The 17,894-nt window shown below is 61.3% G+C and carries 15 protein-coding genes; 9 read left to right on the forward strand and 6 right to left on the reverse strand.

Annotated features, from left to right (window positions below; genetic code table 11):
• Both ACTOZL_RS06655 and ACTOZL_RS06660 read left to right on the forward strand, forming a co-directional pair.
• Positions 1-614: BclA C-terminal domain-containing protein (locus ACTOZL_RS06655; RefSeq protein ID WP_482477415.1), on the forward strand; the 614-nt coding region annotated here is incomplete at its 5' end.
• Positions 615-765: 151 nt separating this feature from the next.
• Complete coding sequence (locus ACTOZL_RS06660) at positions 766-1,851, forward strand: tetratricopeptide repeat-containing glycosyltransferase (protein ID WP_482477417.1); 1,086 nt, start codon at positions 766-768, stop codon at positions 1,849-1,851.
• Between the two features lie 22 nt (positions 1,852-1,873).
• Here ACTOZL_RS06660 and ACTOZL_RS06665 read toward each other — a convergent pair whose 3' ends face one another.
• Together ACTOZL_RS06665 and ACTOZL_RS06670 are read right to left on the reverse strand one after the other, a co-directional pair.
• Positions 1,874-2,617, reverse strand: a complete 744-nt coding sequence (locus tag ACTOZL_RS06665) for a hypothetical protein (RefSeq protein WP_482477419.1) — start codon at positions 2,615-2,617, stop codon at positions 1,874-1,876.
• Complete coding sequence (locus tag ACTOZL_RS06670; RefSeq protein ID WP_482477420.1) at positions 2,601-3,161, reverse strand: RNA polymerase sigma factor; 561 nt, start codon at positions 3,159-3,161, stop codon at positions 2,601-2,603. The genes ACTOZL_RS06665 and ACTOZL_RS06670 overlap by 17 nt, the downstream gene beginning before the upstream one ends.
• Positions 3,162-3,381: 220 nt before the next feature.
• Here ACTOZL_RS06670 and ACTOZL_RS06675 point away from each other — a divergent pair, with 220 nt between their 5' ends.
• The 4 genes from ACTOZL_RS06675 to ACTOZL_RS06690 all read left to right on the forward strand — a co-directional run bounded on the left by ACTOZL_RS06675 (position 3,382) and on the right by ACTOZL_RS06690 (position 9,931).
• A complete protein-coding gene (locus ACTOZL_RS06675; protein WP_482477421.1) occupies positions 3,382-4,719 on the forward strand; it encodes an MATE family efflux transporter in 1,338 nt (445 codons plus the stop codon).
• 25 nt (positions 4,720-4,744) lie between these two features.
• The gene (gene trkA / locus ACTOZL_RS06680; protein ID WP_482477423.1) at positions 4,745-6,109 is read left to right on the forward strand and encodes a Trk system potassium transporter TrkA; all 1,365 of its coding nucleotides are present in this window, start codon (positions 4,745-4,747) and stop codon (positions 6,107-6,109) included.
• Positions 6,106-7,542 carry a TrkH family potassium uptake protein gene (locus ACTOZL_RS06685; RefSeq protein WP_482477424.1) on the forward strand — a complete coding sequence of 479 codons (1,437 nt, stop codon included), beginning with the start codon at positions 6,106-6,108 and terminating at the stop codon, positions 7,540-7,542. Before trkA ends, ACTOZL_RS06685 begins: the two co-directional genes overlap by 4 nt.
• A gap of 271 nt (positions 7,543-7,813) precedes the next feature.
• Entirely contained in the window at positions 7,814-9,931 is a 2,118-nt protein-coding gene (locus tag ACTOZL_RS06690) for a sodium-translocating pyrophosphatase (protein ID WP_482477425.1), read from the forward strand.
• An 83-nt stretch (positions 9,932-10,014) separates the two neighbouring features.
• Here the strand turns inward: ACTOZL_RS06690 and ACTOZL_RS06695 are convergent, their stop codons facing one another.
• Together ACTOZL_RS06695 and ACTOZL_RS06700 are read right to left on the reverse strand one after the other, a co-directional pair.
• The gene (locus tag ACTOZL_RS06695) at positions 10,015-11,388 is read right to left on the reverse strand and encodes a serpin family protein (RefSeq protein ID WP_482477427.1); all 1,374 of its coding nucleotides are present in this window, start codon (positions 11,386-11,388) and stop codon (positions 10,015-10,017) included.
• The gene (locus ACTOZL_RS06700) at positions 11,385-12,095 is read right to left on the reverse strand and encodes a Crp/Fnr family transcriptional regulator (RefSeq protein WP_482477429.1); all 711 of its coding nucleotides are present in this window, start codon (positions 12,093-12,095) and stop codon (positions 11,385-11,387) included. The genes ACTOZL_RS06695 and ACTOZL_RS06700 overlap by 4 nt, the downstream gene beginning before the upstream one ends.
• 130 nt (positions 12,096-12,225) lie before the next feature.
• Between ACTOZL_RS06700 and ACTOZL_RS06705 the strand changes: the two genes are divergently transcribed.
• The 3 genes from ACTOZL_RS06705 to ACTOZL_RS06715 all read left to right on the forward strand — a co-directional run bounded on the left by ACTOZL_RS06705 (position 12,226) and on the right by ACTOZL_RS06715 (position 15,712).
• Positions 12,226-12,696 (forward strand): pyridoxamine 5'-phosphate oxidase family protein, encoded by a 471-nt coding sequence (locus tag ACTOZL_RS06705; protein WP_482477432.1) that lies wholly within the window; start codon positions 12,226-12,228, stop codon positions 12,694-12,696.
• A 372-nt stretch (positions 12,697-13,068) separates the two neighbouring features.
• Complete coding sequence (locus tag ACTOZL_RS06710; RefSeq protein WP_482477466.1) at positions 13,069-14,094, forward strand: extracellular solute-binding protein; 1,026 nt, start codon at positions 13,069-13,071, stop codon at positions 14,092-14,094.
• A 31-nt stretch (positions 14,095-14,125) separates the two neighbouring features.
• Positions 14,126-15,712, forward strand: a complete 1,587-nt coding sequence (locus ACTOZL_RS06715; RefSeq protein ID WP_482477433.1) for a methyl-accepting chemotaxis protein — start codon at positions 14,126-14,128, stop codon at positions 15,710-15,712.
• A gap of 159 nt (positions 15,713-15,871) precedes the next feature.
• On the opposite strand, the gene ACTOZL_RS06720 is transcribed toward ACTOZL_RS06715, so the two are convergent.
• Both ACTOZL_RS06720 and argS read right to left on the reverse strand, forming a co-directional pair.
• On the reverse strand, positions 15,872-16,063 hold the full coding sequence (locus ACTOZL_RS06720; protein WP_482477434.1) for a DUF6440 family protein: 192 nt from the start codon (positions 16,061-16,063) through the stop codon (positions 15,872-15,874).
• Positions 16,064-16,128: 65 nt separating this feature from the next.
• Positions 16,129-17,877: an arginine--tRNA ligase gene (argS, locus tag ACTOZL_RS06725; RefSeq protein WP_482477436.1), complete on the reverse strand. Its 1,749-nt coding sequence runs from the start codon at positions 17,875-17,877 to the stop codon at positions 16,129-16,131.
• Between the last annotated feature and the right edge of the window lie 17 nt (positions 17,878-17,894).

Consider the following 17,894-nt stretch of genomic DNA (forward strand, 5'->3'; position numbering starts at 1 on the left):
CCGGTGCGGCAGGCGCTGAAGGCCCCACTGGCCCCGCAGGCCCTGCCGGTGCGGCAGGCGCGGAGGGCCCCACTGGCCCCGCAGGCCCTGCCGGTGCGGCAGGTGCAGAGGGCCCCACCGGCCCCGCAGGCCCTGCTGGTGCGGCAGGCGCGGAGGGCCCCACTGGCCCCGCAGGCCCCACTGGACCTGCCAATGGCTTGAATGCCTATGGCGGGGCGTACAGCGCGGCACCCCAGACCCTGACCCTGGCGGCCAACACCCCCACCCAGGTGGCCCTAGCTTCCACCATGCCGGGGAGCGGCATGACCAATACCCCGGCCAACAGTGTGACCGTCACAGAGGCGGGGACCTATGAGCTCAGCTACAACGCCATCCTCTCTCCGGCCAGCAATGGGCAGTTGACCTTGTCGGTGCGGCAGAATGGCACGGATATTCCCAGCACGCCCATCACGAGGACGACGACCCCTGCGGGTGTGGATGTCTTTAGTGGAGACGCGATTGTGACGTTGGCTGCCAACGACGTTTTGGACTTGGCGGTGACTTCTATTGCAGCGGAAACCGTGACGATGGGCAACGGCGTGAACGCTATGCTGACGGTAAAGCGGCTGGACTGAGAGGACAGTCTGACGCGGCCGTAGAGAGAATCCCCTCCCCTGCCTTCGGGCGGGGGAGGGAGCTACAGGGCGTCAAAAAAGGCGAAGCCTTTTTTGACGAAGGGATACGGTCTGCATCATGACATATCTTGAACGATAAGGAGGGGGACGCATGGGTAAGTACAAGGTCTATGTGTATGCCATCTGCAAAAATGAGGCGCAGTTTGCCCAGCGGTGGATGGAGTCCATGGGGGAGGCCGACGGGGTTTACGTATTGGACACTGGCTCCGACGACGGCACCCCCCAGCGCCTGGGGGAGCTGGGGGCCAGGGTGGAGATAGAGCGGGTGGTCCCCTGGCGTTTCGATGAGGCCCGCAACCGCTCCCTGGCTTTGGTGCCAGAGGATGCGGATATCTGTGTGTGTACGGACCTGGACGAGGTGTTCCGTCCTGGCTGGCGGGAGGCGGTGGAGACCGCCTGGGGTCAGGCCAAGACCCGTCTCCACTACCACTATGTTTGGAGCTTTCTCCCCGATGGCCGGCCGGGTATCAGCTTTTGGGCGGATAAGATCCACCGCCGGGAGGGCTGCCGCTGGGTGGGGCCTGTCCATGAGGTGCTGCGCTTTGATGGGGGAGAGGGGGCGCGGGTGTATGCCCCAGAGGTGACGTTGGAGCACTACCCCGACCACAGCAAGCCCCGGAGCCAATACCTGCCCCTGCTGGAACAGGCGGTGGCGGAGGAGCCGGACAACGACCGGAACGTCCACTACCTGGGCCGGGAATACTTCTTCTACCAGCGCTGGCAGGAGAGCATTGCCACCCTGAAGCGCCACCTGGCCTTGCCCACTGCCACCTGGGCCGACGAGCGCTGTGCCTCCATGCGCCTGCTGGCCAAGGATTGCCTGGCCTTGGAGCGGGAAGAGGAGGCGGAACAGTGGCTGTTCCGGGCCATTGGGGAGGCGCCCCATCTCCGGGAGCCCTGGCTGGATTTGGCGGAGCACTGCCGCCAGAAGGAGGACTGGCAGGGGGTATTGTGGCTCACAGGCCGGGCCCTGGCCATCCAGGAGCGGCCCCGGACCTACATCACCGAGCCCACTGCCTGGGGGGAGGGCCCCTGGGACCTGGCCAGTCTGGGATATTACTACACGGGCCAGTTGGACCAGGCCCTGGCGGCGGCGGAGACCGCCCTGTCCTTTGCCCCGGAGGATGCGCGGATTCAAAAGAATGTCCGGCTCATCCAGGCGGCGCTCCAAGGATGAGCGCTATGGGCCATTGTGTGGTTCATTCCGTCTCCCAATACGCCAGGTCATAGCTGGCCTGGGCAGATTGGATATCCAAGGCGGTCCCTGTGGGGTCAAGGTCCTGAAGCTGTTTCAGCTTTGTCTCGTCCTTGGTGGTCACCGTTACCCGGATGAGATTTTCCGCCTCCATCAGGGAGGCGGTGGTGACGAAGGGGAGCTTCCCGTCCATCATGCTTTGGGAGATGCGGTCTTGTAGCTCTGTTAAATAGGCCAGGGAGTGGTCCGCCGTCTGGAACACCACCGAAGCCGCGTCCAAATCTGGGCGCTCCCGGAGAACCAGGGCCCGGTTCTCCGGCGTGTCCTGGGTGAGCAGGACCACCGTGTGTCCTGCCTCCCAGTAGATGCCCCCCCAGAGGTCTTTCAGGCTGGCGGGGATGCGTTGGGTTTCCAGGCAGGGTTCCTGGGCAGGGACGTCCCGGGTGTGGGAGGGGAGACTGGCAGGGTCCTGTTCCCCCACTTCCCCTTGCGGGTCAACCTCCTCCACGTGGGTGGACGGGGTGTCCCTTTGGCTGCTATACTGGCTGGGGGCGCCATCCATGGTGGCGTCTGTTCCGCCTCTGTCTGGGCCGCTGGGGTCTGCCTGCCAGATGCCCACCCCCACTAGGGCCACCAGGCAAAGGCCAGCCAGGGCGGGGAGCGCCCGTTTCCGCCGCCGCTTCTGCTGGGTTACATAGTCGTCCCGGCGCTGCAAGACCCGCGCCGCCATCTCATGATAGTCCATCATAGTCGAAGCCCTCCTGTTCCAGTTCTGCCCGCAGGGCCTGTTTGGCCTGATAGAGCAGGTTTTCAATTTGCCGTTTACTCTTTCCCATCACCTTGGCACTCTCCTGGTTGGATAGCTCCGCGAAGAATTTCAGGTACAACACCTGGCTGTAGTCCGGCTTGAGCTGGAACAAGGCCCGGTGGACTTGTATCTTTTGCTCTTCCCGGAGGTAGCCAAGCTCCAAGCTCTCCTCCTCCCGGCGGAGCAGTTCCAGGGAGTCCAGGGGGAGGGCCGGATGCCGCCCCGCCCGCTTCAAATGGTTCAGGGCGGTGTTGCGCCCGATGGTGTAGAGCCAAGTCTTGAAGCTGTAGTGGGGAGAGAAGCGGGGCCGTTTGGTGACCAGGCGGAAAAAGGTGTCCTCTGTTAGCTCCTCTGCCAGGGAGAGGTTGCGCACATAGCGGTTTAGGAAGAGGAGCAGCCCGTCTTTGTAGTCCCGGACCAGGGCCACCAGGGCGTCGTCATCCCCGGCAAGGTAGCGCTGGTAGTTGCTGGCGCCGCTGTCCATACTGATCCCTCCTTTCTCACGGGTTCATCCCTTAAACAAGCTGGGATGGGTTTTCTCTTAGCGTTTGAGAAAAATTTTTCCATCATAGCACGGTTTATGGGGAAAATGGAGGGATCGCTTTTTTATTTTGTCAATGGGAATCTTGAAGCGGCGTAGGTAATGTGATAAAATGGGCAGAAATTCAATGGTTCGGACTGATATCGGCAAAGGAGGGCACAGGATGGGACAACAAATGGATCTGACAGAGGGTGTCATTTGGAAGAAGCTGCTGATCTATGCTGCCCCGGTGATGTTGTCCTCCCTGCTTCAATCGGCGTATTCCATCACCGACTTGATTGTGGCCGGGTGGTTCATCGGGGACAATGGCATTTCCGCCATCAACAATTCCAGCCAGGTGATGGTGGTGCTCACCCAGATTATCATGGGCATCACCACAGGCGGGAACATCCTCATGAGCCAGTATTATGGGGGGAAAGATACGGACAACCGCCATAAAACCAACGTGACCCTGTTCACCCTGGCCCTCTTGGCGGGGGCGGTGATGACTGTGGCCCTCTATGTCCTCAGCCGCCCCATCTTGATTGGCCTAAAGGCCCCGGCTTTGGAGGAGGCCACGGTGTACCTCCAGCTCTGCGCCCTGGGCCTGCTGCCTATCTTTGGCTACAATGCCCTGTCCTCCATGCTCCGGGCGGTGGGGAACTCCCGGCAGCCCTTTTACTGCGTGGCAGTGACCGCCGCCTGCAACATCGCCCTGGACATCCTCTTTATGGGGCAGTTCCACTGGGGGGTGATGGGGGCGGCCCTGGCGACCACCTTGTCCCAGCTGCTGAGCTTCCTGGTGTGCCTGGTATATGTGCTCCGGCAGAAGGGGCTCTTCGGCCTGGCCCTGAGCAAGCTCTTTGTAAAGAAAGACAAGCTGGTGCAAATGCTCAAGCTGGGCCTGCCCTGTGCGGTGCAGATGACGGTGGTGGGCCTGTCCTGGCTGGCTATGACCTTCCTTATCAACGACTATGGGGTGGAGGCCTCCGCCGCCAGCGGCATCTGTGCCAAAATCAAGGACGTGGCACTGATGTTCACCGTGGCGGTGTACACTGCCGCCACCACTATGATTGCCCAGTGCTTGGGGGCGAAAAAATTTGACCGGGCCAGCCGGGTGGTCCACATTGCCATGCGCCTGTCCCTGGGGGTGACGGCGGTGATTATCCTCCTGGTGGAGCTCCTAGCCCCCCAACTCCTGGCCATCTTCCACCCAGACGCCGTCACCATGGAAATCGGACTGCAAAACCTGCGCATTGAGATTTTGGGACAGATTTTCTATGCCAGCTTTATGGTCTACAACGCCCTGCCCCTGGGGGCGGGGAACACCATGTTCGCCTTGGGGTCCAGCCTGCTCAACTGTATTGTGGTGCGGGTGGTGCTGGCCCTGATCCTCAACCATACCATGGGCCTGGTGGGCATCTTCATCGCCTGCGCCATCGCCCCCGCCTCCTCGGTGCCCCTGGGGTACATCTACGAGCGCTCCGGGGTGTGGCGGCGGTCCCTGGTGGCAGGGGAGTAGAACAAGAAAGAGAGGCGAATGCCCTTTGAAAATCATCATCGTCGGTGCTGGCAAGGTGGGGTCCACCCTGGCCGACTACCTCTCCATGGAGGAGCACGACATAACCATCGTAGACAACGATGAAAAAGCCATACAACGGGCCAGCAATACCCTGGACGTCATGTGTATCAAGGGCCCTGGCGCGGCGCCCTCTGTCCTCCGGGAGGCCGGGGCGGAGGAAGCGGACCTGCTCCTGGCCACCACCAACATGGACGAGGTCAACATGCTCTGTGCCCTGGCCGCCAAGCGCATGGGCACCGGCTACACCATCGCCCGGATTCGGGACGTGGCCTATACCGAGGACGTAGACTCCCTGCGCCAGGATTTGGACATCGACGCGGTGATCAATCCAGAACACTCCGCTGCCCTAGAGATTTCCCATCTGCTGCGTTTTCCCGCCGCCGCGGATGTGGACACCTTTTTCCGAGGAAAAGTAGAGATGATCGGGGTGATGGTCCAGAACAGTGACCATATTGTAGGGGTACCCCTGGCCAGCCTCTTTGAGGGGCGGCGTACAGTGTTGTTCAGCGCTGCCCAGCGGGGGGACAAGGTCATCATCCCTGACGGCGCCTTCGTCCCCAAGGCGGGGGACAAGCTCTATATCACCGGCACCCCCAAGGAGCTCTCCGCCTACCTGCGCAGCCTGGGCCGGGACCTGCCCCGGATCCATTCCGCGTTCCTGGTGGGCGGGGGGCGGGTTGCCCACTACCTGGCCAAGCTCCTGCTGTCTATGGGGGTGCGGGTGACCATTGTGGAGAGCAACGCGGATACCTGCCGCCGCCTCTCGGAACGCCTGCCGGAGGTGCTGGTACTCCACGGGGACGGCACCGACCAGGAGCTCTTGGCCTCGGAACACTTTACCAACAACGACGCCTTTGCCGCCCTCACCGGCCGGGACGAGGACAACCTGGTGTCTGCCCTCTATGCCCGCCAGCAGGGCTTACGGAAGGTGGTAGCCAAGTGCAGCCGGGAGAATTACGCCGCCATCGGCCGCTCCGCAGGCTTGGACAGCGTGGTGGCCCCTAAGCTCATCACCGTGGAGCGCATCCTCCGGCTGGTCCGGAGCCTCCAGGACAAGAGCGGCAATGTGATGACGGCCCTCTACCGCATCGCCGACGCCCGCGCCGAGGCGGCGGAGTTTATCCTCCAAGAGAATACCCCCAACCTGGGGGTGGCACTGAAGGATTTGCGCATCCGCAAGGGCTTCCTCATTGTTGCCCTGCTTCATGAGGAGGCGGTGGTGGTCCCCGACGGCAACACCGTCCTCTCCGCCGGGGACCGGGTGATCGTCATTTCCCACGGCCAGGGGATTCAGACCTTTCGGGACATCTTCGAGGGCGGCGGCCTATGAACTACCGTCTCATGCTGCGCACCCTGGGCAGGACCCTCCACGTGGAGGCTTTGTGCCTGCTGCTCCCCCTGGTGGTGTGCGTTCTCTATGGAGAGGACCCCCGGCCCTTCCTCTATACCATTGGCCTCCTGGTGGGTCTGGGGCTGGCTTTGGTGCGCCTGCGGTGCCGGGAGGATTTCTTCCAGCGGGAGGGCTTCGTGGTGGTGGGGCTGATCTGGATCACCCTGAGCCTCTTTGGGGCCCTGCCTTTCTGGTTTTCCGGGGAGTTTGGCAGCTTTGTGGACTGCCTTTTTGAAATCGTCTCCGCCGTGACCACCACCGGTGCATCCATCCTCACGGACATTGAGAGCCACAGCCGTGGCATCCTATTCTGGCGTTCCTTCTCCTCCTGGATTGGGGGGATGGGGGTGTTGATTTTCACCCTGGCGTTTCTCCCCAAAGTGGGGGGACGGGCCCAGGTGTTGGTTCAGGCGGAGTCCACAGGCCCTGTGTCCTCTAAGCTGGTGCCCAAGACGGCCCAGTCCTCCAAAATCCTCTATCTAATCTATATCGGTATGACCCTGGCGGAGCTGGGGGCCCTGCTCCTGGCGGGGATGCCCCTGTATGACGCGGCCACCACCACCTTTGCCACAGTGTGTACCGGGGGCTTTTCCGTGATGAATGCCAGCATGGCCGCCTACGGCCTGCCGGCCTGTGAGATCATCGTCATTGTGTTTATGCTCCTGTGCTCCCTGAACTTTGCCGTGTTCTTCCTGATCCTCACCGGCCGGGGGCGGCAGGTGCTGGGCAGTGATGAGCTGCGCTGCTTTCTGGGCGTGGTGGCGGTGGCAACGCTCCTGGTGTTCCTGGCGGTGCTGCCCAGCTATGACAGCGCTGGGCGGGCCTTTCTGGACAGCCTCTTTCAGGTGAGCTCCATCATCTCCACCTCCGGCTTTGCCACGGCCAACTACGACCTCTGGCCCACCTTGGCCCGGATTGTACTGGTGTTGGTTATGTTCGTGGGGGGCTGCGCCGGGAGCACCGCCGGAGGGCTGAAATGCTCCCGGGTGCTGCTGCTGGTGCGCTGCGCCTGGCGGAGCCTGAGCCGGGTGCTCCATCCAAGGGCGGTGAAGGTGGTGAAGCTGGATGGCAAGGCGGTGGACGAGGATACCCTGTCTACCCTCTCGGCCTTCGTCACCCTCTTCTTCCTCACCCTGGGGGGGACCTGCCTGGTGGTGAGCCTGGATGGCTTCTCACCCACCACCACCGTTTCCGCCTCCCTGGCCTGCCTGAGCAACATTGGCCCCGGTCTGGAAATGGTGGGCCCAGCAGGGAACTTTGCCGCGTTTTCCACCCTGAGCAAGCTGGTGCTGACCCTGGCCATGCTGGTGGGCCGTTTGGAGATATTCCCCATCCTTATTCTCCTGCATCCGGCCACTTGGCGGCGGACTTGAGGGGAAAGGAGCTTGGGGCGTCCCCGTCACCCTGCTTTTTTCGGCGAAAGGTTCCCCGGGTTTTTTGTGGTTTTTGTAGAATTTGTGAAAAATCCTGGAATTGGGAGAAAAAGGCCGGGATAGGCTTGCAAATCCCACCTCTTATGCTAAAATTGGTGTGTTAAACGTATCGGTGCCAGCTTTCAACAGATGGCGCCGGGGCGTCTGTGGAATTCTCTTGCCCTTGGCAGCACAGGCGTCGAGTTAAGAAAAGAAAAGGAGTGTAGTATCTGTGGAAAAGTATCTGTGGATAGGCTTCATCGGCGCAGTTCTGGCGCTGCTGTTTGCCATGATCCAACGAAACAAGGTCATGTCCTACTCTGAGGGCAGTCCTGAGATGCAGAAGATCGCCCAGTCCATCCGCGAGGGGGCCAATGCGTATCTGAAGCATCAGTATGTGACAGTGGCCAAGGTGTTCCTGGTGGTCTTTGTGATCCTCCTGGTGATCGCCTTTGCCAGCGGCGGGGAAATGCTCTCCCGCTTCACCCCCTTCGCCTTCCTCACCGGTGGTATCTGGTCCATGTTGGCCGGCCTCATCGGCATGAAGATCGCCACCAACTCCAACGCCCGGACTGCCCAGGCCGCCTCCGAAGGCCTGAACCGCGGCCTGCGGGTGGCTTTCTCCTCCGGCTCCGTCATGGGCTTCACCGTGGTTGGCCTGGGTATGCTGGATATCACCATCTGGTTCACCATCCTGCGCTTTGCCGCCGGGATCAATGACCCCGTGGAGCTGGGCAACATCATCGTTATGAACGGCATTGGCGCCTCCTTCATGGCCCTGTTTGCCCGTGTGGGCGGCGGTATCTACACCAAGGCCGCCGACGTGGGCGCGGACCTGGTGGGTAAGGTGGAAGCCGGTATCCCCGAGGACGACCCCCGGAACCCCGCCACCATCGCCGACAACGTGGGCGACAACGTGGGCGACGTGGCCGGCATGGGCGCGGACCTCTACGAGTCCTATGTTGGCTCCATCCTGGCTACCTTCTCCCTGGGTGCCATCGCCGGATATGAGTGGCGGGGGATGCTGCTGCCCATGGCCCTGGCTGTGTGCGGCATCCTCTGCTCCATCATCGGTTCCTTCCTGGTCAAGACCAAGGAGGACGCCACCCAGAAGAGCCTGCTGACCTCCCTGCGTACCGGCACCTATACCGCCGCTGTGCTCTCCGCCATCGTGGCTGCCCCTCTGACCTACTTCATCATTGGTGAGGGCTGGATCGGCATCTTCATCGCCATCCTCTGCGGCTTGGTGGGCGGCTGTGCCATCGGCTACTTCACCGAGTATTTCACCTCCGACAACTACAAGCCCACCAAGACCCTGGCCGCCGCCTCTGAGACCGGCGCTGCCACCATCATCATCGGTGGTATCTCCCTGGGCCTGATGTCCACCATCGCCTCCATCCTCATCGTGGCCGCCGCCATCCTCATCTCCTACTTTGCAGCCGGCGGCACCGTGACCATCATGGACCCCAACGGCGGCTTCAGCGCCACCTTCAACCAGGGCCTCTACGGCATCGGCATCGCCGCTGTGGGTATGCTCTCCACCCTGGGTATCACCCTGGCCACCGACGCTTACGGCCCTGTGGCCGACAACGCCGGCGGCATTGCTGAGATGTCCGGCCTCCCCGAAGAGGTCCGTGACCGCACCGACGCTCTGGACTCCCTGGGCAACACCACCGCCGCCACCGGCAAGGGCTTTGCCATCGGCTCCGCGTCCCTGACCGCCCTGGCTCTGCTGGTTTCCTACGTGAACATCGTCCAGAACCGTACCCCTGAAGAGCTGAACTTCACCCTCACCAGCCCCACCGTGCTGGTTGGCCTGTTCATCGGCGCAATGCTGACCTTCGTGTTCTCCGCCATGACCATGCGCTCTGTGCAGACCGCTGCCCAGTCCATCGTGGTGGAGGTCCGCCGCCAGTTCCGTGAGATCAAGGGTATCATGGAAGGCACCACGGACCCTGAGTATGGCAAGTGCGTGGCTCTGTGCACCAAGGGCGCCCTCCATGAGATGGTTGCCCCGGCACTGCTGGCCATCGTCGTGCCCATCATCACCGGCCTGATCCTGGGCCCCACAGGCGTTGTGGGCCTGCTGGGCGGCGTGTCCGTCTCCGGCTTCGCCATGGCTGTGTTCATGTCCAACGCCGGCGGCGCTTGGGACAACGCCAAGAAGTATATCGAGCGGGGCAACCACGGCGGCAAGGGCTCTGATCAGCACAAGGCTGCCGTTGTGGGCGACACCGTAGGCGACCCCTTCAAGGACACCTCCGGCCCTTCCCTGAACATCCTCATCAAGCTGTGCTCCACCGTTTCCATCGTGTTCTCTGGCCTGATCCTGGCCTTCCACCTGCTGTAAGCGGTTGAGAAAAGCGTAACACACAAAGTAACCCCCCGGACTTCTCATGAAGTCCGGGGGGCTTTTTCGCTGTGTTGGGGTATTCACGCCGTGGGTTGGTTGACCACCCCTACGAACAAGGGCAGGCCGTCCTGGCTGGTGATGGCGAGGAGGAAGGGGCGGTCCAGGATGAAGTCGATCTCCTGTTCCTCCATCAAGGCCCCTGTGGCGTCCGCCGTCATCACCGTGTAGGCGGCGGCAGTGCAGCCCTCCTCGTCGATGGTGACCCGGGCGGCGTGTTCCGCCTTGGAGAGGAACAGGGGGCCTTCTGTGGTGGTGGGGGAGAAGTCCGCCAGGGTATCGTCGAATACGTTGGTAACCCCCAGGGCTTTCAGGCCGTCGTTCAGGTCCAGGGCGGAGGATACATCGAACTTAGGCAGGGACAGGTTGATGCGGAAGGGTTCCCGCTGCTCCCAGTCGTATCCGGCGTTCAGGAAACGGTACAGCTCCTCGTCTTGGAGCAACGCGTCAGGACTGCTCCCCTCCTCCGGTAGGATCAGCCACATTGCCCCGCTGCCGTCAATGCTCTGGTCTATAGCGGAGAAGTGGGAGCCGGTAAAGAGGGCGCTAAAATCACTCTTGTGCATGAAATCGCAGTCTAGGTCTCCGCTTTGGGCGTGGAACACCCCAGGGGCAGTGGCAGAGGGGGAGAACTCGTTGTACCAGCGGCCTTGGAAGTACACGGTGGTGGCCAAGGCCAGGACGGTGTTCGGGTCCATCTCCAACCCCGCTGCCTGTTCTTCCAACAAGCCCCCTGTCTGCTGATTGATCCACGTTTGCAGGGCCTTGTTGAAGCTGGCCTCCCCCATGGGCCCCTGGAAGGAGGAGGCGTAGTAGACCTTTGCCAGGCGCTCCATGGTCTCCTGCACAAAGGGGATGTCTTGGTTCAGCCAGAGGGAGCTGGCAAGGATGCTGGTGAGATGGCCGTCGTCACAGTAGTTGGCGTCCCACAGGGCGGTGGCCTGCTGGCGCAGGGCGGTGATATCCTCTGCCCCCAGACAGTCTAGGATTTGGGCGCGGCTGGTCCCGTCGGTGAGTTCCGCTAGCATGGCCAGGGCCATATAGACGTTCAGGGGGGAGTAGACCCGGTTCTCCGCCCCGGTGCCAGAGAGGAAGGTACGGATGCTGGCGGGGAAGAATTCATCCAGGCCGTTGGCGTAGCCATCCAGATGCTTCTGCCGGGTCCGTTGGTTGTTCCACCAACTGTCGTAGGCTTCACTGTAACCTGTGTCATCAAAGGTACCGTCCTTGTAAAAGTCCTCCTCCTGAGGATAGGGGATCATCTGGGGATAGGCGGCTTCCCGGATGGCGAAGTCGGTGGATTTGTCCGCGTTAGCGCTTGTTTGGCTGCCGCAGGCGCACAGGCCCAGTAGGAGGGTACAGGCCAATAGGGCGGCGGGGTAGCGTCGCTTTTTCATGTGAGGGTCCTCCTTTTCTGTTTTGTACAGGGGAATGGGGGGTGAAATGATTGGAGCAGGACGAACTGTCGCTTGTCGAAGTGCAGCAGCCCCTCCTCCCGCATGTGGGCCAACTCCCGGGTCATGGCGGAGCGATCCACACAGAGGTATTCGGCCAGGGCAGTGCGGCTCATGGGGATGGTAAACTGATTCCCCCCTGCCCGCTGGGCCTCCCGCCCTAGGTAGGTGAGGAGCTTTTCCCGGATGGTGGCGCAGGAGATCACCTCTAACTTTTCCACCAATTCCAGGTTTTTCAGGGCGATGAGCTCCACCATATTCTCAATCATCCGGTGGTGGAAGCGGCACACCAGCTTGCAGGCGTGGAGGATGCGGCCATAATCCAAAATTAGGATGCGGCTGGCCTCGTTGGCCTGGTAGGCAATGCTGCGGTTGCGGGCTTTCATGCAGGAATAGCTCTCCCCAAAGATGCTCCCCTTGGAGAGGACCATGATGAGGGAGCGTTTGCCAAAGGAGTCCTCAGAAATCATCTGCACGGAGCCCTCCAACACCACCCCGATGAGAGGTTGGGTGCCAGGACTGGCCAGGATAAAGCCGCCTTTGGGGGGAGACAGCTCCTGGGCACTGAGGCAGTGGAGCAGGGCGTGGAGCTCCTCAGGCAGGATGCCGCGAAACAATGGGCACAGGGCCACCAATTCTTCTGTATTCATCCCCATTCCCCTTTCTTATATAGACAAGAACCAGTATAAAATATTTTTCGATTTGATGCAACTGCAACAGAAAAATTTGAGATTTTCTGCTATCCTGCTGTTATAGACCAGTGAGAAGGAGGACGACCCAATGGTACATAAGATGAATAAGGTGGAGCGCCAGCTCTCCCAGGAGGACACCTTGGCCCTGTTGAAGAAGGGGGACCACGGCACTCTGTCCGTCAACGGCGACGATGGCTACCCCTACGCCACCCCGGTAAACTACATCATGGTGGAGGATACGCTCTACATCCACTCCGCGCCCTATGGTTATAAGATAGAGTGCTTGGAAAAGAGCAAGAAGTGCTGCTTCTCCGCCATCATCTCCTCGGAGATTGTCCCCAGCAAGATCACCGCCTCTTTTGAGAGCGTGGTTATGACCGGGGACGTGGTGTTCGTAGAGGACCAGGCCGAGAAGCGGGCGGCCTTGGAGGCCTTCGTGACCCAGAAGCACCCGGGCTTTGAGGAGGTGGGCTTTCGGATGATCGAAAAGCAGATCGACAAGACCGCCGTGCTCCGCATTGACCCCACCGCCCTGACGGGGAAGCGCTACAAGGCCTGAGAGGTCAAAAGGAATCAAAGGAATCGCTGGAAAGACAGAACCGGTGGAGGCTCCACCGGTTCTGTCTTTTGTATCAAATGCCCCCTCTGCCGGCAAGTTTTTGGGGACACTTGGTTGAAATCCAACAGCTCAAATGCTATAATATTGCAGTAATTGACAGGAGGCTTGATAGGTGATGATGAGACAGCTTTTACTAATGATAACCGCCTGTTTTCTGGTGCTGCTGACCGCTTGCGACGCTTCCGCTAGGGATCAGGATACAGGGGGGAACCCATTGCCCTGACCGTATGGGGGGCCGAGGAGGACGAGGCACTGCTCCAAGCGATTTTTGCCTCCTTCCAAACCCAGTACGCGGACCAGGCCAACTTCCAGATTACCTATCAGCCCCAGAGTGAATCCAACTGCAAGGATGCGCTGCTGGCTGACTTGGAGGCGGGGGCGGATGTGTTCGCCTTTGCCGACGACCAGGTGGCTGCTTTGGCCGCCGCTGGGGGGCTGGATCCCCTTCCGGAGGAGACGTCGGTCCGGAACGACGCCCTGCCTGCCGCAGTGGAGGCCGCAAGTGTGGGGGATACCCTCTATGCCTACCCACTGACAGCGGACAACGGGTATTTCCTGTATTATAACAAGGCCTACTTTACCCAGGAGGATGTGCAGAGCTTGGAACGCATCCTGGCGGTGGCGGCGCAGGCACAAAAGAAGGTGTCTATGGATTGGTCCTCTGCGTGGTATGTCTACACGTTCTTTGGCAACACCGGCTTGGAGGTGGGCCTCAACGAGGACGGCTTGACCAACTATTGCACTTGGAACAGCACCAGCAACCCCATCCGGGGCGTGGATGTGGCCCAGGCCATGTTGAATATTGCGGCCAGCCCTGCCTTTCTCAACCGGCCAGACGATGAGTTTGTCCAAGGGGTACAGTCCGGCACCGTGATTGCCGGGATCAGCGGGGTGTGGAACGCGGTGGACATGGAAGCGGCTTGGGGGGATAATCTGGGGGCGGCGAAGCTGCCCACGTTTACCTGTGCCGGGGAACAGGTGCAGATGGCGTCCTTTTCTGGCTGCAAGCTCATCGGCGTGAACGCCTATTCCCAACAGCCGGAGTGGGCGGCGCGGCTGGCGGAGTGGATCACCAACGAGGAGAACCAGCGGCTTCGCTTTACCATGCGGGGCCAGGGCCCCGCCAATATCAATGCCGCCAACTCCCCGGAGGTCCAGTCCTCTCAGGCCATCGCGGCCCTGTTGGAGCAGTCCAATTATTCCCAGCTCCAACGGGTGGGCGGAAAGTTCTGGGACCCTGTGGCGGCCTTTTCTGACAGTATGGCCCGGGGGAACCCCTCTGGCACCTCCCTCCAAGCCCAGCTGGACCGCTTGGTCCAGGGTGTGAGCGAGCGGTAGCACAAACTAGATTGATTGAGAGGAAACGCCTATGAAAGGCAAATTGACATTACAACAGCGCTTGATTTTGCCCGTGGTCCTGTTGGGGTTGATTACTCTGCTGTCCAATGTTCTGGCGGTGTTCAGCATCAACAACGTCCATGCCAACGCGGGGACCATTGTGGATACCTGTATGGTCAGCGAGGAACGCCTGGCGGAGATCCGGCAATCTGTCATGGAAATTCACCGCCTGTCCCTGTCCCACATCATCGCGGCAGACCACGACACCATGATCCGCCTGGTGCAGGAGATCAAGGCGGAAGAAGAGGCCTTGGAAGGGAAGCTGGCCGACTACGAGGGCTTTGTCTCCCAGGAGGATATGGAGACCTATCAATCCCTCTTGCAGGAGTATGAGGAGTTTAAGCATGCCCTGGTCCGCCTGGTGAGTGCCAGCGCCGACAGCAAAACCCAGGAGGCCTACGCCATCGCCAATGGGGACGTGGCCCGCTGGGGCGGGGCGGCGGAAGGGGAACTGGATGCCCTCACCGACGCCGTCAGTGTCCAGGCGGAGGCGGCCCGGGGGAAGCTCGCCTTGGTCTACACCGTCTCCCTGATTACCAGCGTCGTCACCCTGGCCTTGGGGGTGTTCCTGGTGCTGGCTGCCCTGCGGATTATCCAGCAATATGTCCTGACCCCCATCAAGGACACCATGGGCACCCTTCAGAACAGCTCCGAACGTATCAGCGGCGTGGTAGGGGAGGTGCGGCAGCGGGTCCAGACCTCCAACGGGAGTGTCCGTAACCTTTCCGGCCTGACCCAGCAGCTCTCTGACGCGTTGAAGGAAATCGCCGGCAGTGCCGCCGCCATTACGTCCAGCGCCACAGGGACCCAAGGGGATACCCAGGACATGGCGGAGGAGTGCGCCGCCATCACGGCCTACTCTGCGCAAATGCGGGAACGGGCGGAGGAGATGGAACGCGCCGCCCACAGGGAGACGGAGATGGTCCGTGCCAAAACGGCGGATATCATGGCAATGCTGGACCAGGCCATTCAGAAGAGCCAGAGCGTGGAGCAGATTGGGAGCCTGACCAAGGATATCCTGAGCATTTCCTCCTCCACCAGCCTGATTGCCGTCAACGCCTCCATCGAAGCTGCCCGGGCTGGGGCAGCGGGGGCCGGCTTCTCTGTGGTGGCCCAGGAGGTCCACCAGCTAGCCGGGTCCTGCGCGGAGACCGCCAAGCACATCCAGGAGGTCAGCGGGATGGTCATGGGCGCGGTGGAGTACCTGTCCAGCAGTGCCCGGGAGCTGGCCGACTATCTAAGCCAGGCCACCATGGATCAGTTGGAGCGCTCTGTCCAGGCCGGACGCCAGTACCGGGAGGACTCGGACTATATCGGCCGGGCGATGGAGGCGTTCAACCAGCGGGCGGAGCGGCTCACCACCGCCATGGACCAGATCGCCGCCTCCATTTCCAGCATTTCCAGCTCCATTGACGGGGCGGCGTCTGGGATTACTGGGGCCGCTGGCAGTACCCGTGTCCTGGTGGAGGACATTGAGGGAATCACCGGACGTATGGATACCAACCAGGAGATCGTTGGAGAACTGCGAAAGCAAATGGATGTGTTCGCCAATCTGTGACAACAGCATCCCTCCCACGGGAAGTGTACAAAACACAAGGCCATGGCTGCTTGTTGACAGCCATGGCCTTGTTGTGTTTTGTAGAAAGCAGTGTGAGGGCCGCGTTCAGTAGCCCTTGTGTTTGCGCTTCTTTGTTTCCTGATGCAGGGTAAGCCCCACTTATTTGTTTTCTACCAGGGTGACCACCGGCTTCCCTTCCCGGTCCAGCAGGGGGGTGAGGCCACCGGTGTTGCCGGCGGCGTGGTAGAGGTAGTTTACCCCGGTCTCCCGGTCCTGCCAGATTTCTGTCGTCTCTGCGAAACCGCCTTGGATGTAGAGGCGTTCAAAGCGTTTCTTCTGTTTTTCTGCCATGGAATAGTCCTCCTTATTTTAGACGGGGCAGGCCAGCGCTGTGCCAGCCTGCCCCGTGGGATCCCTTACATTTTCCGGGGTGCAGTGACACCCAGCAGACCCAGGCCGTTGGCCAGGACAGACCGGACGCTGTCCGCCAATTTCAGCCGGGCGTTGAGCAGCTCCGCTTCCTCGCCCTTGATGCGGCAGGCGCTGTAGAAGCGGTGGAACTCCCCCGCCAGCTCGGTGAGATAGCGGTTGATCCGGGAGGGGTCGAAGTCCCGCGCGGCCCCGTGGATTTCCTCCGGGAAACGGGCCAGGGTGCGGATGAGGTTCTTCTCCTCCCCGGTGGCCAGCAGGTCCCCCCGCACAGTGGCGGCAGCAGGGACGGGATGCCCCTCGGCCTCCAAACGCTCCACCAGGGTGCAAATCCGGGCGTGGGCGTACTGGACATAGTACACCGGGTTCTCACTGTCCTCCCGGACGGCCAGACCCAGGTCGAAGTCCACAGGGGTGGTGGCGGCCCGGGCGTTGAAGAAGTAGCGGGCGGCGTCCACGCTCACCTCGTCCAGCAGGTCGTGGAGGGCAATGGCCTTGCCAGAGCGCTTGGACATCCGTACCGGCTGGCCGTCTTGGAGCAGATTTACTAACTGCATCAGGACGATCACCAGGCGGTGGGAGCCATCCAGTCCCAGGCCGTCCAGGGCCGCTTGCAGCCGGGCCACGTGGCCGTGGTGGTCTGCCCCCCAGATGTTTACCACCAGGTCAAAGCCCCGGACGGCAAACTTGTTGCGGTGGTAGGCGATGTCGGCGGCAAAGTAGGTGTAAAAGCCATTGGCCCGGCGCAGGACGTCGTCTTTCAAGTCCAGCTTGTCCACCTGCTTCTGGCTCTTGCCCTCAGCCAGGAACTTTTGCTTCAACAGCTCCGTGGTGTTGAGCCACAGGGCCCCATCCTTTTCGTAGGTCCAGCCCTTTTCCGTGAGCAGCGCCACCGTCTCCGCCACATAACCGGAGTCGTGGAGGCTGGATTCAAAGAACCACTGGTCGTACTCAATGCCATAGCGCCGCAGGTCCTCTTTCATTTTGGGGATATTCCGTTCCAGGCCGAAGGCGGCCAGGGCTTCCAGACGTTCTTCCTCCGGCTTGTCCTGGAAGCTGTCCCCGTGGGCGTCATAAAAAGCCTTGGCCAGTTCCCGGATGTCTGCCCCCTGGTATCCATCCTCCGGGAAGGGGACCTGGTCCTCGCCCAGAATGCACTGTAAGTAGCGGGCCTGAAGGGAGAGGGCAAACTTGTTGATCTGGTTCCCGGCGTCGTTGACGTAAAATTCCTTCCAGGCGCTGTAGCCGTCCCGTTGGAGGACATTGGCCAGGGTGTCCCCCAGCACGCCCCCCCGGGCGTTGCCCATGTGCATGGGGCCGGTGGGGTTGGCGGAGACAAACTCCACCATGACCTTCCGCCCCTGCCCTTCCTGGTTCTGACCGTAGCTGGGACCCTCGGCCTCAATTTCTGCCAGCACGTCCCCATACCACTTGGGGCCCAGGCGGAAGTTCATAAAGCCGGGGCCTGCCAGCTCCACGCTGGAAAAGATGGTGCCTGTTAAATCCATGTGGTCCGCCAGGGCCTGGGCCAGCTCCCGGGGGTTGCGCTTGGCCGCCTTGGCGGTGGCCATGGCATAGGAGGAGGCGTAATCGCCGTTTTGCGGGTCCTTGGGGATTTCCACCGCACCTTTCAGGCTTACGCCCTCCGGCAGGGCCCCCGCCGCAGCTGCCGCGGCCCAGGCCCCCTCGGTGAGGGCCCTGATCTGGTCTTTCGCGTATTGAATCAAATTCGCCATGGTGTCCTTCCTCGTTT

The organism is Evtepia sp. (assembly GCF_056797215.1).

Excerpts from the sequence above, each read along its gene's own strand:
- ACTOZL_RS06660 (WP_482477417.1), top strand. The coding sequence starts at position 766 with ATGGGTAAGTACAAGGTCTATGTGTATGCCATCTGCAAAAATGAGGCG.
- ACTOZL_RS06665 (WP_482477419.1), bottom strand. The coding sequence starts at position 2,617 with ATGATGGACTATCATGAGATGGCGGCGCGGGTCTTGCAGCGCCGGGAC.
- ACTOZL_RS06670 (WP_482477420.1), bottom strand. The coding sequence starts at position 3,161 with ATGGACAGCGGCGCCAGCAACTACCAGCGCTACCTTGCCGGGGATGAC.
- ACTOZL_RS06675 (WP_482477421.1), top strand. The coding sequence starts at position 3,382 with ATGGGACAACAAATGGATCTGACAGAGGGTGTCATTTGGAAGAAGCTG.
- ACTOZL_RS06685 (WP_482477424.1), top strand. The coding sequence starts at position 6,106 with ATGAACTACCGTCTCATGCTGCGCACCCTGGGCAGGACCCTCCACGTG.
- ACTOZL_RS06695 (WP_482477427.1), bottom strand. The coding sequence starts at position 11,388 with ATGAAAAAGCGACGCTACCCCGCCGCCCTATTGGCCTGTACCCTCCTA.
- ACTOZL_RS06700 (WP_482477429.1), bottom strand. The coding sequence starts at position 12,095 with ATGAATACAGAAGAATTGGTGGCCCTGTGCCCATTGTTTCGCGGCATC.
- ACTOZL_RS06705 (WP_482477432.1), top strand. The coding sequence starts at position 12,226 with ATGGTACATAAGATGAATAAGGTGGAGCGCCAGCTCTCCCAGGAGGAC.
- ACTOZL_RS06715 (WP_482477433.1), top strand. The coding sequence starts at position 14,126 with ATGAAAGGCAAATTGACATTACAACAGCGCTTGATTTTGCCCGTGGTC.
- ACTOZL_RS06720 (WP_482477434.1), bottom strand. The coding sequence starts at position 16,063 with ATGGCAGAAAAACAGAAGAAACGCTTTGAACGCCTCTACATCCAAGGC.
- argS (WP_482477436.1), bottom strand. The coding sequence starts at position 17,877 with ATGGCGAATTTGATTCAATACGCGAAAGACCAGATCAGGGCCCTCACC.